12 protein-coding genes and 3 tRNA genes are annotated in these 15,774 nt (G+C 37.5%); 6 read left to right on the top strand and 9 right to left on the bottom strand.

Translation table 11 applies throughout. The features are described 5' to 3' along the window. Window positions 1–66: 66 nt before the first annotated feature. From U9R83_RS11045 to U9R83_RS11035, 3 genes are read left to right on the top strand one after another with little or no spacing between them, the layout of a single operon-like run. The gene (locus tag U9R83_RS11045) at window positions 67–1,689 is read left to right on the top strand and encodes a spore germination protein (RefSeq protein ID WP_014460207.1); all 1,623 of its coding nucleotides are present in this window, start codon (window positions 67–69) and stop codon (window positions 1,687–1,689) included. Beyond that, the gene (locus U9R83_RS11040) at window positions 1,679–2,902 is read left to right on the top strand and encodes a Ger(x)C family spore germination protein (RefSeq protein ID WP_042992521.1); all 1,224 of its coding nucleotides are present in this window, start codon (window positions 1,679–1,681) and stop codon (window positions 2,900–2,902) included. Before U9R83_RS11045 ends, U9R83_RS11040 begins: the two co-directional genes overlap by 11 nt. A 20-nt stretch (window positions 2,903–2,922) precedes the next feature. Then, complete coding sequence (locus tag U9R83_RS11035) at window positions 2,923–4,023, top strand: GerAB/ArcD/ProY family transporter (RefSeq protein ID WP_014460209.1); 1,101 nt, start codon at window positions 2,923–2,925, stop codon at window positions 4,021–4,023. A gap of 198 nt (window positions 4,024–4,221) precedes the next feature. Here the strand turns inward: U9R83_RS11035 and U9R83_RS11030 are convergent, their stop codons facing one another. The 6 genes from U9R83_RS11030 to U9R83_RS11005 all read right to left on the bottom strand — a co-directional run bounded on the left by U9R83_RS11030 (window position 4,222) and on the right by U9R83_RS11005 (window position 8,358). After that, the gene (locus U9R83_RS11030; protein WP_014460210.1) at window positions 4,222–5,622 is read right to left on the bottom strand and encodes a Na+/H+ antiporter NhaC family protein; all 1,401 of its coding nucleotides are present in this window, start codon (window positions 5,620–5,622) and stop codon (window positions 4,222–4,224) included. Window positions 5,623–5,837: 215 nt separating this feature from the next. Further along, window positions 5,838–5,909, bottom strand: a tRNA-Gly gene (locus U9R83_RS11025). A 20-nt stretch (window positions 5,910–5,929) separates the two neighbouring features. Then, a tRNA-Leu gene (locus U9R83_RS11020) sits at window positions 5,930–6,011 on the bottom strand. A gap of 26 nt (window positions 6,012–6,037) precedes the next feature. Then, a tRNA-Trp gene (locus tag U9R83_RS11015) sits at window positions 6,038–6,111 on the bottom strand. 220 nt (window positions 6,112–6,331) lie between these two features. After that, complete coding sequence (locus tag U9R83_RS11010; protein WP_115653820.1) at window positions 6,332–7,726, bottom strand: phospholipase D-like domain-containing protein; 1,395 nt, start codon at window positions 7,724–7,726, stop codon at window positions 6,332–6,334. Window positions 7,727–8,088: 362 nt separating this feature from the next. Continuing rightward, window positions 8,089–8,358: a hypothetical protein gene (locus tag U9R83_RS11005; protein ID WP_014460213.1), complete on the bottom strand. Its 270-nt coding sequence runs from the start codon at window positions 8,356–8,358 to the stop codon at window positions 8,089–8,091. Between the two features lie 504 nt (window positions 8,359–8,862). Between U9R83_RS11005 and U9R83_RS11000 the strand changes: the two genes are divergently transcribed. The 3 genes from U9R83_RS11000 to U9R83_RS10990 all read left to right on the top strand — a co-directional run bounded on the left by U9R83_RS11000 (window position 8,863) and on the right by U9R83_RS10990 (window position 11,467). Next, window positions 8,863–9,984 (top strand): GerAB/ArcD/ProY family transporter, encoded by a 1,122-nt coding sequence (locus tag U9R83_RS11000; protein ID WP_243494603.1) that lies wholly within the window; start codon window positions 8,863–8,865, stop codon window positions 9,982–9,984. 96 nt (window positions 9,985–10,080) lie between these two features. Then, entirely contained in the window at window positions 10,081–10,314 is a 234-nt protein-coding gene (locus U9R83_RS10995) for a hypothetical protein (RefSeq protein WP_014460215.1), read from the top strand. Window positions 10,315–10,339: 25 nt separating this feature from the next. Beyond that, complete coding sequence (locus U9R83_RS10990; RefSeq protein WP_328575235.1) at window positions 10,340–11,467, top strand: GerAB/ArcD/ProY family transporter; 1,128 nt, start codon at window positions 10,340–10,342, stop codon at window positions 11,465–11,467. A gap of 26 nt (window positions 11,468–11,493) precedes the next feature. Here the strand turns inward: U9R83_RS10990 and U9R83_RS10985 are convergent, their stop codons facing one another. The 3 genes from U9R83_RS10985 to U9R83_RS10975 form a co-directional block, all read right to left on the bottom strand. Further along, window positions 11,494–12,828, bottom strand: a complete 1,335-nt coding sequence (locus U9R83_RS10985; protein WP_014460217.1) for an FAD-dependent oxidoreductase — start codon at window positions 12,826–12,828, stop codon at window positions 11,494–11,496. Between the two features lie 240 nt (window positions 12,829–13,068). Then, window positions 13,069–13,506: a YrvL family regulatory protein gene (locus tag U9R83_RS10980; protein ID WP_140450812.1), complete on the bottom strand. Its 438-nt coding sequence runs from the start codon at window positions 13,504–13,506 to the stop codon at window positions 13,069–13,071. An 83-nt stretch (window positions 13,507–13,589) separates the two neighbouring features. After that, a complete protein-coding gene (locus U9R83_RS10975) occupies window positions 13,590–15,671 on the bottom strand; it encodes a DNA topoisomerase III (RefSeq protein ID WP_182420630.1) in 2,082 nt (693 codons plus the stop codon). Window positions 15,672–15,774 lie beyond the last annotated feature (103 nt).

Raw genomic sequence — 15,774 nt, 5'->3', positions numbered from 1 at the left:
AAAAATTACATAATTATACGGTTTTTGGTCAAATTAATAAAAACTATAGTAAGGGTGCTTTCATTTATGCCTTCGTTCTTTAAAAATCAAAAATCTAAAAATAAACTTCAACCTCAGGCAAATCAAACAAGCAGCGAACAAACAGTGTCTTCTCTTAAGAGTCTGCTGTCTGAGAACCTTACCCTCATTAAAGAGAAAACTGGAAACAGTTCAGATATTGTGATTCGTCATTTTAAAATAGGCGTCAATAACAGCTTGGCTGCTGCTATCGTCTACATAGAAGGGATTGTAGATAATCAAGCTATTCAAGATTACTTACTGCAGTCTCTTATGAAAGATAATCAAAAAAACGAACTAAACGATAAAAATGCATTAGAGTTAATTTCCGAAGACATCGTAACAATCGGCAACGTATCGTTTGCAGACAACTGGAATGATTTACTTTCTTCTTTGATGTCAGGAGACAGCCTTCTTATTGTCGATGGCATAAACCGCGTACTCAGCGTGAGTACACAAGGCGGTGAAAAGCGTGCCATTTCAGAATCTACTACCCAAATGGTAGTGCGGGGACCAAAAGGTGCCTTTACTGAGGCTATTGGCACAAACTTAGCCATGGTTCGCCGAATTATTAAAACACCTGACTTATGGCTAGAGTCGATGAAGATTGGCCGGGTAACTAAAACGGATGTCACTGTTATGTATATTCATGGCATCGCAAATGATAAAGTTGTAAAAGAAATTCGAAAGCGATTAAAAAACATTGATATTGATAGTATTTTGGAATCAGGTTATGTTGAACAGCTAATTGAAGATCAAACGGTCACTCCTTTTCCAACTATTTACAACACAGAAAGACCCGATGTCGTGGCAGGTAACCTTTTGGAAGGAAGAATTGCTATTTTTGTGGACGGAACTCCTTTTGTACTTATTGCTCCAGCGTTGTTCATTCAATTTTTCCAATCGGCTGAAGATTACTACGCACGCTTTGATATTGCGACGTCCATTCGTCTTTTGCGGGTGCTTATGTTTATGATTTCACTTATCGCTCCTGCTACATATGTAGCGGTTACGACATTTCATCAAGAGATGGTGCCTACAACGCTTATTGTAGCTCTTGCAGCACAGCGAGAATCCGTTCCATTTCCCGCGTTCGTGGAAGCTTTTTTTATGGAAGTCACCTTTGAAATTTTGCGTGAAGCAGGGATTCGTTTACCAAAAGCTATCGGCTCTGCTGTATCGATCGTCGGAGCCCTTGTTATTGGGCAAGCAGCAGTTCAAGCAGGGATCGTCTCACCAGCTATGGTTATTATTGTATCGATTACAGCCATTGCTAGCTTTGCCACACCGTCTTTCGATATGGCTATTTCAGCGCGTTTAATTCGCTTTTTATTCATACTGGGAGCGGCTACATTCGGTTTCTATGGCATTATCCTTATTCTTTTAATGGGGGTTGGACACCTATGCAGCTTACGTTCATTTGGTGTTCCTTACATGACGCCATTAGCACCCTTTATTCCTGCAAGCAATGAAGATACATTGCTGCGGTTACCTTGGTGGACGATGAGAAGAAGACCTAAATTAATTAGTGATAACAAAGTTCGTCAAAGCAAACATCAAAAGCCTGAGCCTCCTTCTTCAAGAGGTATGATTAACCAGGAAATGGAAGAAGATGATCAAAATGAAACGTAAAAGTTTATTTTTACTGGTAATGACCATAATGATGGTATTGCTTACTAGCTGCTGGAGTAAAAAAGAGTTAACGGATCTTGCATTTGTATCAGCAATGGGCATTGATAAAACGAAAGATGGGCGGTATGAGCTTACCTTTCAAATTATTAACCCGGGAAATGTAGCTGGCTTACAAGGGGGCGGCGGTACCCAAAGTCCGCCTGTTACGATCTATGCTGCTTCTGGCGATAATTTAGTTGAAGCAAGCAGACGCGCTTCGGCTAGAATTTCCCGAAGACTTTATTATGCCCATACCAACTTAGTCGTGATCGGAGAAAAACTAGCGCGTGAAGAAGGAATTAACATTCTTATTGATTCTATTGATCGCGATCCTGAGTTTCGAATTACGACTTCCTTAGTGATCGCAAACCAGTCAAGTGCTGCTGATTTGGTAAAAGCACTAACACCTGTCGATAAAATTCCAGCAAACAAAATTATGAAAACGCTGGAGTTCACTCAAAGAAAATGGGGAGAAAATCTAAAGGTTTCCTTTCAAGAAGTGATGAGATCTCTCGAATCACCCGGAGGAGAAGCATTGGTCTCGGGTTTTCGTTTAGTTGGAAATCCTCAACAAGCAGAAAAATTAGCTAACCTCCAGCAAAGCGCACCAGAAGCTACCCTTCGTGCTTCTGGCATTGCTGTTTTTAAAAATGGAAAGTTAATCGACTGGTTGTACAATAGTCCAGCCAGAGGCAGCGTTTGGATTCTTGATAAAATACAAGGAACCGATATTAATATAGACTGGAAAGGAAAAAAAGAAGCGCTTGCCTATCAAACAGTTCGTCAAAAAACGGATGTATCTGTAAAAATGGTAAAAGGAAAACCCTATGCGTCCGTTCACACTCGCGTAGAAGGCGATCTTGGAGAAGTGGAAGTCCCTGTTGATACACGTCAACCTGCTGTAATCAAAAAAATGGAAAAAGCTGCAGGTAAAGAAATAAAAAAAGAATTACAAACGGCTATTAAACAAGCTCAGACAGACAAAGTTGACATCTTTGGATTTGGAGAAGCACTAGCACGCACGCGCCCCAATCAGTGGGAAAAACTCAAATCAGAATGGGATGACGTTTATTTTCCAAAATTAGATGTAGACGTTACGGTAGAAGCTTATATTCGCCGAACAGGTCTGCGCAATAAATCATTTCTTTCTAGCGTAAAAGAAAAACAGCACTAAGATAAGGAGGTACTGGGTATATGGAAAAAGCAAAAATTAGCGCCACTCAATTATTTATTCTCATGGTTTTATTTGAACTGGGAAGCGCTCTATTAGTCCCTCTTGCAATGGGAGCGAAGCAAGATGCGTGGCTAGCTATTTTAATTGGAATGCTGTGTAGCTTTCTTTTCTTTTTAGTCTATCATAAGCTCTATTCCTACTATCCGGACCTCCTGCCTACAGAATATATGCAGAAAATTTTAGGTAAGGTATTGGGAACACTTCTTGCATTTGTATACATTGTCTATTTTTTATACGATGCATCACGAGTTCTAAGAGATTTCGGAGAGATGCTTCTCACTTTTGCTTATCCCGATACGCCTTTATTTATTGCCAATGCCTTATTGATGCTGGTCATTATCTATATTACCCGAAAAGGAATTGAAGCAATAGCCCGGTCAGGAGAGCTTCTGTTTATTTTTATGTATTTTCTGGCTGTTGCAGGCTTCATCTTAATTATTAGCTCAGGGTTAATTGATTTCAAGAATTTACAGCCGGTATTAAAAGAAGGAGTACTCCCTGTTGCAAAAGTTGCTTTAACCGAAACGCTGTATTTTCCTTTCACAGAGGCTATTGTATTTACCATGCTTCTTCCTTATTTGAGCAATCCCAAAAAAGCGAGTGTCACCATGCTATGCGCAACGGGATTAAGCGGAATTAATCTAATTATTACAATGATCATTAACATTAGCGTGCTTGGAGTTGATCTGACGACAAGATCACAGTTCCCTCTTCTTAGTACTGTCCAAACGATCCAAGTAGCTGATTTTTTAGAGCGTCTAGATGTATTTTTTATGTTCGCGATGGTTATTGGGATTTATTTTAAAGTTAGCATCTTGTTTTATGCTTCTATAATAGGTACAGCTACTTTGTTTAAAATTAAATCGCCTTCACGTCTAGCTTATCCTTTGGGCATCATTGTGTTATTTTTGTCGATTACAATCGCTAGCAATTTTCAAGAACACCTTTATGAAGGATTACACGTTGCGAGATATCTTTTACATATGCCACTATTTTCTATCATACCCCTACTGCTTCTAATTATCGCATTTTTAAGGAATAGGAAGAAGCAGCACGGATAGTTGGATCTCTAGTAAATAGAAAGAATGGATTTAAAATGATTGAGGTGTTTTTTTTGTATATATGGTTTTATGACCACTTTGTTAATACTATCTTATTTCCGCTCACTTGCATCATGCTAGTCTGCCTTTCATTAGGACTGTATGCATACTTTAAATTAAAAAAATAAAAAATTGATAATAGACGGCTATCTTTCTCATTTAAAATAAGAAAGATACAACAAGGTAGAAAGCAACTGTTATTCCCGCTGCAATTAAAGCTGGCTTTAATTTATATTTGGCATATTCAATAACAGATAAATCTAATATTTTGGCGATGGTATTCGTATCGTCGCTTAAAGGTGAAGAAAACGCTCCAAATGAACCGCTCGCAAATACCGCACCGATAATCAACGGTAAAGAAAGATCTGCAGAACTTGCAAGCGATACGCCAAGCGGCATTAAAATCCCCCACGTTCCCCAAGCAGATCCGATAAAGTAAGAAATAGCGGCTCCAAAGATAAACATGAACGGAGTGACAAACATTTGAGGAATCCACTTAGAATGTGCCGTCACGAAATTTGAAAAACCTAAGTCTTCTGTAACAGCCGATAATCCCCATACTACCGATAACAGCAGAATAACGGACATCAAGTCATTGCCTCCTGTGATAAAACCATTAAGCAAATTCTGTAATGTAAAGCGCTGAAACAAGAAAAAAATAAGGGTAATTAACGTAGTCATAATTAAAGCTACTACCATCGCTTCTAGCACGTCTGCTTTAATGAATGCTTCAAAAAAGCTGTGGCTCTTATGATGTCCACTCCACCATGTTAACAGTAAGGTGAGTGAAATCACAACAAGTAAAGGTACTAACAAATTCCAAGGCTTAGAAGGCAAATCCTTCGATACACAAGGATGACAATCATGCCAATCTTTTTCGTCTTCTTCCTCCAGCTTCATAGGAGCGGTAGATGTTGAATGATGAAAAAAGCTCAAATAAATCCCTACTAAAATAATTACAATCGAAAAGAAATTATAAGGAATGCTTTGAATGAATAAAGAATAAGCGTCTTGTTTTATGCCTTGATGATCAATTGCCATTTGGATGATTGATACCATATATCCTACAAATGCAGTTGCCACGGGAATTAAGACGATAACAGGAGTAGCAGTTGTTTCAATAACAAACCCTAGTTCTGCTGTCGTCATTTTTACTTTCTTCAATAACGCTCTCATGATGGGCGCGATCGTCACAAAACGAAATGTGGGAGCACTAAATGTTCCAATGGTTGAAACATAGGTTAAAATAAGAGCTTTTTTTCTTGTATCAATTCTTTCTGCGGCTGTTTCCACAAAACCTTTAACTCCTCCAGCCATCTTAATCATTCCGATAAGCCCTGAAAACGCGTATAAAAAGACAACGATTTCTATATTACTTTTATTTCTAAGAGCTTGTACAACGTAGTGAAGTAACTTTTCAACACCTCCGACAATCGAATGATCAATCAAATAAGCGCCTACTAATAAGCCTAAAAACAACCCTGGCAGTACTTGCTTGGTGAAAATAGCTATGGGAATAACAATTAAAAACGGTATAACTGAAAACCAGCTAGATTCCATGGGACTCTCCCCTATCTTAAAAACCATATTAGATGTCTTTACGTATCGTTCATTAGCTTTTAATGTAACCCCAATAATATGTGTATATTCACGAAAACAACACGTATAAGCAGCACTGCTTTAATAAACTATTTCTAATTAAAAACAGCATAGTAAAAATCTTTATTTCTACAACAAAAAAAGCAGTTTGCACATGCAAACTGCTTTCGAAAAGAAGCGGAAGACGAGGTTCGAACTCGCGACCCCCACCTTGGCAAGGTGGTGTTCTACCACTGAACTACTTCCGCACAATATATAAAAGCAAAGATGCGGGTGAAGGGACTTGAACCCCCACGTCATAAGACACTAGATCCTAAGTCTAGCGCGTCTGCCAATTCCGCCACACCCGCGTGTGAATTAAAAGAAAACTCCAAAATGGCAGGGGCAGTAGGAATCGAACCCACACTGACGGTTTTGGAGACCGTAGTTCTACCTTTAAACTATGCCCCTAGAAATGATTTCTTCAAAAGAACCTCGTTTATTGACGACGCTATATTATAATAAAACATATATGAAGTTTCGTCAATAGGGCTTTTGATGAATCACGACTAGTACTAGCGGTTTCAAAAAAACTGTGAGGCATATCACAGCTTTTTACACATTCCCTTCACCAGCTGCAGTCCTCTTTAATCTCCGCTACTTGTTTTAGAGACTCTTCTGTAACACAGCATTATACAAAATGTCTCCAAAACCGCGTAAAGACCGAAAGAATATGGAGGAGTGCAGATTTTACAGGAGGCACGTTTTTTTGAGAATCCGCATTAAAATCCACAGGTTCTCCCTCATTCCCCACAAGCATACTGTGAGAAATTTTAGTTTCAATAGCTCCTGTTAACTCGGCTGCAAATTCTTCACTATCTACCATAACCATGGATTCAGTATTTAAAAATACAGAACGTGAATCTAAGTTAAAAGAACCAACTGCACTCAAACGCTGATCATAAACAACGGATTTTCCGTGAATTGAATAAGGCTTTTGATATTCATAAAGCTTTGAACCAGCTTTTATAACGCGATTCTTTACTCCCAAGTATGCAGAAAAAGCCATAGCATTTGGAGTGGATGTAATAGAATTAGTTAAAATAATTCTTTGTACTTTTGGTTTTACTCGCTTATCTATATACTGTTCCATCTCTTTTGTTGGCACGATATAAGGACTTTGAACAACAATGGATTTTTCAGCTTGCTGGGAAAGCTTAATAAACGTTTTCCATATAAAAGGGCTTTTATTCATTCGTTGAATAGGATTTGTAATAAAAGAAATCTTTCTTGTAGGCATCGTTGCCTCTCTCCATACAATATAAGGATGGACAAAAGGTTCGTTTGCTTTTTTGGCCTCTTCGTATTGATCTATCAACAATTTTTTTCCTGAAAGACCACGAAATTGTTTAGTTTTCTTGAGCTTTGGAAAAGCTTTGCGTGTATACGAATGATTCCATAATTTCTCTACATACTTCTCCATTGAAAGAATGACACTATTACTTTCTTGCTTTGTGTTATAAATCAGCACATCACGGTCATAGACAAAATTTTTATCTGGTTGACTGGCCAAGTATTTATCTCCAATATTTCGTCCTCCACTAATACCTAATTGACCATCCACTACTATTATTTTATCGTGAAGACGATTATGCCATGTCCAAGGTTTAAAAATAGTAAAGGGCTCATAGTACTTTAATTCAATATTATTGTGGAAAGCTAGAGCATAAAGAACGTTTTTTCGCTTACCTTTTAATCCATGAGAGATCCCGTCTAACAGGACTCGAATACGTATACCTCGATCCGCAGCTTCGAATAAAGCGCCCATAAGTAAATCCGAAGAACGACCTTTACCAATGGAAAAGTACGCAATATCGATTGTATGCCTCGCTTCTTGAATCATCTGCATCCGAACAAGCCCTGAAAAATAACCGTTTTCCAAAAGCATAACCCGGTCTGTGGACTCTTTCTTCCCGTAGAAACTTTCAGTATTCATTACTTTTAAGTCTTTTCCCTTGTGCAAAGGGAAGTAAAACAGCACCACTGCAGTTACGAATACATATATGAAGTACAATACGACAATCATTATTAGTATATTTATTAGCATGTTTCCTGTCACAATCCCTTTCCATTCTTATCGTTCTGTTTTTATTAGGATTCTTACTTTTTTAACTTCTATACCTTTTAAAATAAGAATGGAATGATGGATTATTTGTTACACTACTGTTGATTTCCATGCAAGACTTCACTTTCGCTCCTGCCGGGTCTCACCTATTCTGTTTTCCCTATAGGAGTCTTCGCCTTGCCCTCCAAACAACCGCTAGAAGCAATCATATACACGAAACCTACATTCACCCTACCAGTAAAAAAAAAGCAGAAGTTCATTATCTTCTGCTTTTGCAATTTATCCCCTATTATGAACCTGCTCTAAGTAAAACAGCAGCTCTTTTATTGATTAAGGTCGTTTTCCATATCTTTTATATCTTGCTGAAACTCTGTTAAACGCTGACGCTGTGTTTCAGAAGCATTTTCAAGCGCATTCTCGATTTGCTGAGAGGCTTCGTTCACTTCACCTATGGCTTGCTTCGCTTCATGTCCATACGATGCATCATTTTTAGCTTCATTTGCCTGTTCATATGCATCTACTGCTTCTTTATGCCCCTGCTGTGCTGCTTGAAACGATTGTTGTTTATCTTTGTTATATGGGAATTTTTTCATCATAGTGCTCCTTTCCATTTGTTCACTCTATAGTGTGGCATTTTTCCACTTATTCATACGACGTTTCAATAGCTTGAAGCTGCGTAAATATTCTGCATAACGAATTCCTTTATTATTTAAGAGCATCCAATGATATCTTTTATCCCTTGAAATACTTTCTATATTTTACATAAATGTATAATCACTTTCTTTAGCGGACATCATACGAATAGCTTATTTGAACGTCAAAATATATTGGGGTTGACTGCATGCACTTGTTTCTTTCCTTTTTGATCATTTGTGCAGGGATTATATGGATGGAAATAAAAAGATTACCTCAACCCTCTCATAAAAAGGAACGGAAAATTTTTATTTTATTCATGACAATCAGTATGATGATCGCTCTTGCAAAAATCTTTCGACTGCCTCTACCGAACCCTTCTGATTGGGTAGAAGCAATGTTTCAACCTTTAAGTCACTTATTATTCCGTTGGATTACTTAATTAGTGTATATGGCAAAAGGATGTGCTCATTTTGCTTAATGAAATCAATATTTCGGCTACTCAATTTCGCAAGCTAGTAACTTTATATAGCATCGGAAGCACAATTATTGTTGTGCCTGCCGCTATTACGGCTGATGCTCATCAAGATGCCTGGATTACAGCACTTTTCGGTGTAGCATCAGGAATTGGCTTAGTTTTGCTTTTTACCTCACTAGGAAAAATGTTTCCAACGCTTACGCTGATGGAAATGAACGAAAAAATTTTAGGCAAACTGTTTGGAAAGATTGTTTCTGCTGTTTTTGTATTATCCAATTTATTTATCAGCAGTCAAGTTCTTTACTATGTAGGGAATTTTCTCACTACACAAATTCTTCCCTACACGCCGCTTACAGCCATCCACATTGCATTTATGGGTGTGGTTATCGTAGGAGTACGCCTAGGAATAGAAGTTATTGCACGAAGTGCCGAGATTTTATTTCCTTGGTTTGTCGGATTATTCGGACTTCTGATTTTGTCTATGATTCCGCAAATTAAAATAGAGCATATTCAGCCTGTGTTCGAAATACATCCAAAAGCTTTTATTCGTGCTGTTTTAACGTTTTTAAGCATGAGTTCTTTGACTTATACCATTCTGCTTATGATTTTTCCTTCCCATACACCAGACACGAAAAAGGCCACTCAATCTTTTTATATAGGGAATATAGCCGGTGGACTAGTGATGGTGACGTTAATCTTACTCGGAATTTTAGTACTTGGTCCTTATTACTCCCAAATCACCATGTTTCCAAGCTATGAATTAGGAAGAAGAATTGATGTAGGAAACTTTCTTCAAGGAATTGAAGTAGTCATTGCTATTTTGTGGTTTATTACTCTCTTTTTTAAGCTTTGCATTTACTTTTACGCTACTCTTTTGGGGTTTGCCAATGTATTTCACATAAAGGACTACAAGCTATTTTCTTTTCCAGTCGCACTCATCATGATTACACTTTCCCTTATTGTGTATCCGAGCGTTTCTTATCAAAAAGATTGGGATACAAAAACGTGGATTCCCTACAGCTTAGTTGTAGGCATCTTATATCCGCTTTTCCTTTTAATTGCAGGATTTATTCAAAACAAAAAGCAGCATTCTTCTAACAGCGACTAAAAAATCAAAAACCTTTAATAGAGAATGCACCTTCGGTATAAGTAATTATTTTTCTGGAAAATATAACATTAATTATTCATGTATAGGAGCTAGTCTATGCTAGGGGTATTGGGGTTACTTATTGTTTGCACGCTCGTCATTTGGTTTGAAGTACCTAACTTACGGCAAAAAAAAGCGAAGAAAGAATTATGGCTATTCTACACAGTTCTTGCAATTGGAATGTCCGTAAGCATCTGTAAAGCACTGGGTTTATATGTTCCAAATCCTTCTGATTTATCAGCTGCTATCTTCAGGCCAATCAGCATATTTTTACTTCATTTATTATCTTAATACGTAAGACGAGGAAGTGAATACCGTGAAACCTGTAGTTAAAATTTCAACGATTCAATTTCGCATGCTCGTCATGCTTTATACAATTGGAAGCACAATTGTTATTGCTCCAGCATCTATGACTATTGATTCTAAGCAAACTGCTTGGATTCCCGCTATCCTCGGAGTAGCATGCGGATTTGTATTAGTGAAAGTATATATTGCTCTCGGACTTTTATTTAAAGATAAAAATCTGGTAGAAATCAATGATGTAGTATTTGGAAAATATCTAGGAAAAGTTGTATCTTGTTTATTTGTCATATCTACTGTCATAACGTGCAGCCGTATTGTATACTACGTCGGGAGTTTTTTAAATACCCATATTATGATGGAAACGCCACTGCTTGCTATTCACATTATTTTTATGCTTGTGGTTGTTTTCGGGGCAAGACTCGGGCTAGAAACAATTGCACGCTGCTGTGAAATCTTTTTCCCGTGGTTTGTTGGCCTTCTCGGGATTTTTATTTTTTCACTAACTCCTCAAATGAAACTTGAAAATCTTATGCCTTTAATGGACATTCACTTAAAGCCGCTGACTCATTCGGTTCTTATCTTTCTTAGCATTACTTATTTTACTTTTGCTCCTTTGATGATGATTTTCCCCCTTCATTTAAGAAAACCTGAAAAAGGAGCTAAAGCTTTAATGAGCGGCAGCCTGCTAGGTGGATTTATTATGGTAATTGTTATTCTCTCTTGTATAATCGTTATTGGTTCGTATCATTCTTCAACTACCATGTTTCCTGTATATGAAATGGCTAAGCGAATTGAGGTGGGAAATTTTTTGCAAGGAATCGAGGTAATTATTGCTATTATATGGTTTCTCACTCTTTTCTTTAAGGTTTCTCTTTATTTTCATGCTTCCATCGCTGGACTTTGTCATATTTTTAACATCAATGAAACTCGATTTCTAACGTTACCGATGGGATTAACTGTTACGACTTTTTCCATTATTGTGTACCCAACCATTACCTATCAAAAAACATGGTTAGCCGAAACGTGGATTCCCTATAGTTTTTTGCTAGGAGCTTTATATCCTTTTATTCTTCTTATCATAGGATGGATCCGCTTTAAACCTGCTAAAATAAAAATAAAAAAGATAATAAAATCCACATAAAAAAAAGCAGGTAGTCACCTGCTTTTTTATGCTTGAAGCGCTTGAAGCCCTGCTTGGTTTAAGAAATGCCAAGGCTTATTAAAGTGGGGTTGAAAGAAAAAGTCCATAAAGCCAAGCTCATCGATCGTCATTTCCTGCTGTACGCATACGGACAATGTATTGATTGCTTGAGTAGCATCAATTTTAGAAATAACCTGTGCTCCTACAATTCGTCTTGTTTCTTCTTCATATACTACTTTTAACGTAATATTTTCGTACGTTGGCATGAATTCAGGTCGGTTATTTTCTGATATTGTGATACTTTTCACATTCATATCAAAAAGAGAAGCCGCTGTTTCAGTTATGCCGGTAGATGCAACATTGTAATCATAAATATGCAAGCCTGATGTTCCTTGTGTTCCCATATACTTAATCGTCGGTTTAACAAGGTTTTGAGCAACTAATGTTCCCATTCTAACCGCATTTGTAGCAAGCGGAATATAGGCATGTTTCTTAATCGGATTGTAGTAAATGGCACAACTATCTCCGGCCGCAAATATATCTTTTTTGCTTGTTTGCATATATTCATCGACCACAATTGCGCCGTTTGGAAGCATTTCTACCTGCCCTTTTACTAAGTCTGTGTTTGGACGGAAGCCAACACACAAAATCACAAGATCCGCTTCGTATTCACCTTCAGTTGTCACTACTTTTTCAACAGATCCATCGCTGCCTACAAATTTAGTAACCGCTTGGTTTAATGCTAATGTAACTCCGCGTTTTTTAAATTCCGTTTCCATCAAGCTTGTAAACTCTGGATCAAGATATTTATTTAAAATACGATCAGCACTATCAATAAATGTGACTTCTTTTCCATATACTTCAAATGCTTCTACTAATTCTGCACCGATATAACCAGCACCAATTACGGCGATTTTTTTTGCTTGTTTTGCTTTTTCAATAATGTGATTAGCATGCTGATAATTTTTACAAAGCACAACATTATTTAAATCGATGCCTTCAAGGTTTGGAATAATCGGCCATGATCCAGTTGTCATCACTAATTTATCAAATGTATCTTCAAATTCTTCGTTGGTTTCTAAATTTCGCACTGCTATTTTTTTGTCTTCTGTATCAATATTCGTAACTTCATGTTTCATTTTCATATTTACACCCATCTCTTGCAATTCAGACGGTGAAGAGTAAAATAAACCATTTGCATCTTTTACGACCCCGCCTACATAGAGCGCAATTCCACAAGACAAAAATGAAACATTATCATTTCGCTCATAAACTGTAATTTTAGCTTCCGGATAAAGTTCTGCCATATTTTTTACTGCTGCTGTTCCTGCATGTGTACACCCTACTACTGCAATTTTCATAGATGATATCCCCCTTAGGATTATAGAAAATATGATATTGTGAAGTTATTCACATATATTGTGAAATGTTTCACATATCTTTTACAATTCTTATTATACAAACATGTTTGTCCTTTTTCAAGAGATATGTGAAAAAAATCACATACTTTTTTAAAAAAATATGTTACAGGGTTCTTTAAATAGCGTTGAAGCTTGATATGATGCGTTTTTTTGTTGATGCGCTGCTGATGAAAAACTTCATCATCTTGTTTTTTTACGTAGAAACTCACTATCCAATACACTCTCCATCCAAAAAAATAAGACGGATAAAAGAGTCACCGCTAAAATAGATACACGGATTCCGCTCACAAGCAAGTCTGCTATATAAACTGATAGAAAAGTAAAAAATATATCCACAAAAGCTGCAGATGTTATAAATAGTACTCTGTTCATCCTAGCATTCTTCATTAAAAAAATAAGTGCCTTTGAAAAAAGCTCTGTGATAGAACCAAACACAAAAATAAAAAATAGAAATAAACATATGGCCCAGTAAGAGTCATATTCCACTCCCATCACTCTAAGGAAGCCTATAAAACCAAAAAAGTAGCTTCCCATTAAGATAGCTAAAATGATTAGTACCATCACTCCTGCTATAAAGAACGCAATTAAACGATCCATTCCCTTGTTTTTTCTTTTCATTGTTCCACGCCACCTTGCTTACTCATCACTTAATCCATATTATACTAAAAAAGTGCGATACCATGGTATCGCACTTTTCATCGTTACTTATCTTTTTTATCTTGAAGAGCTTGTTTTAAAGCATCCCCCAAGCTTGAACCAAATGCTCCGTCATCGTTATATTTGTTAAGAAGCTTTCGTTCTTCTCGTTTTGAAATCTTTTTCTTTTTGTCCTCAGCTTTTTCCACTACTTGACATGAACGGCATTGGAAGTACGTACCGGCTTTTCCTGAATGAATTTCCATTCGTTTATGACACTGCGGACAGCGGCGGTTCGATAGTTTAGGGTCTTTTGCGCGTCTATAGCTGCACTCAAGACTTGAACAAACGAGCACTCTGCCTTGCTTTGTTTTCTTTTCTTTTAAAAACGTACCGCATTCTGGACATTTAGAGCCCGTTAAATTATGGGGTTTGTACGTTTGATTACTTGTTTTTACTTGTTTAACCAGCTTTTCCGTTTGCTCACGAATATTTGTTAAAAACTCTTTTGCATTTCCTTTTCCTTTAGCAATTGCTTCTAACTCACGTTCCCACTTAGCCGTGAGTTCAGGCGACTTTAACTCATCCGCTACTAGGTCAATTAGCTGCTTTCCTTTTTTGGTTGCATGCAGACGATTGTTTTGGCGATCAATGGATTCGTTTTGCAGCAGCTTTTCAATAATATCTGCACGTGTTGCCGGCGTGCCTAAATTATGTTTTTCCATTTGTCCAAGAAGATCTGCTTCTGTATAGCGCTGCGGCGGCTCTGTAAATGCACTTTTCATCGTTACATCTTGAATGCTCAGCTTGCTGCCTTCTTTCATATCAGGTAGCTTCACCGTTGCTTCTGATTCTCCACCAGAAACTTTTTTAAAGCCTGCATTTACGACTTGCTTTCCGCTTGCTACTAACTGTTCCCCATTGACTTCAAGCTCGGCTTTGACCACTTCATACTCATATGCAGGATAAAATAACGAAATAAATCGCTTTGCAATTAAGTCATACAGCTTTCTTTCATCAGCTGATAAGTCCTGTAAAAACACAGGCTGATCCGTTACGATGATAGCATGGTGATCACTTACTTTCTCGTTATTCACCACTCGTTTTGGCAACTGTGCATTTCTTAAAATTGGGCGAACTTCTTCTTTATATACAGCAGAGATACTTTCCAAGCGCTCCTTCATAGTGGAAACCATATCTGTCGTTAAATAACGAGAATCTGTACGTGGATACGTGACTAACTTATGCTGTTCATATAACTTTTGAAGTACATTTAATGTCTTCTTAGCAGAGAAGTTAAAGCGTTTATTAGCATCTCGCTGCAGTTCGTTTAAGTCATAAGGAAGCGGCTGCGCTTCTTTATGCATTTTGCGCTTAATTGTGTTTACAACTGCCTCACCTGATAATTTTGAGTGCAGCTCTTTTGCGCGTTTTTCATCAAAAATGCGCTTTTCATTGCCTTTTTGCCAAGCTGCTTCAAAAGATGAAAACTGAGCTGTAAGCGTCCAATATTCACTAGGCTTAAATGTGTTAATTACTTGTTCACGCTCAATTATCATCGCAAGCGTCGGTGTTTGTACCCGCCCTGCCGATAAAGGTTCTTCGTATTTAGTCGTTAACGCTCTCGTTACGTTTAAACCGATAAGCCAATCGGCTTCTGAACGGCAAACCGCTGAATCATACAAGCGATTAAATTCTTTTCCTGGTTTTAACTGTTTAAACCCGTCACGAATTGCTTTATCCGTTTGAGACGAAATCCAAAGGCGTTTAAACGGCTTGTTCCAGCGTACCTTTTCCATAATCCAACGTGCTACAAGCTCTCCTTCACGCCCTGCATCAGTCGCAATAATTAACTCTCCAATATCCTTTCTTTTTGCTAAATCAGATACTGTGCGAAACTGAGAGCTTACTTTACGAATTACTTTTAGTTTCATTTTCTCAGGCATGATTGGCAGATCTTCTAATCTCCATGTTTTATATTGGTTATCATAATCCTCTGGTGTTTGTAATTCAACTAAATGACCGAGTGCCCATGTTACGACGTACTTTGGCCCTTCAATATACCCTTTTTTTGTTTGTGTGCTGCCAAGTACACGTGCAAGATCACGTGCTACACTTGGCTTTTCTGCTAATACAAGTGATTTCATTTTATGTATACCTCCAATTCACTTGTTCCATTATACATGATTGGATACCTTTTGTACGACTTCAAGGCTAAGTTTACATAATCATATTATAATAAAGAAAGCT

The sequence above is a fragment of the Priestia sp. LL-8 genome (assembly GCF_036227845.1).
In the GTDB taxonomy this organism is placed as follows: Bacteria; Bacillota; Bacilli; order Bacillales; family Bacillaceae_H; genus Priestia; species Priestia zanthoxyli.
This window is presented reverse-complemented; position numbering and strand designations above follow the sequence as displayed.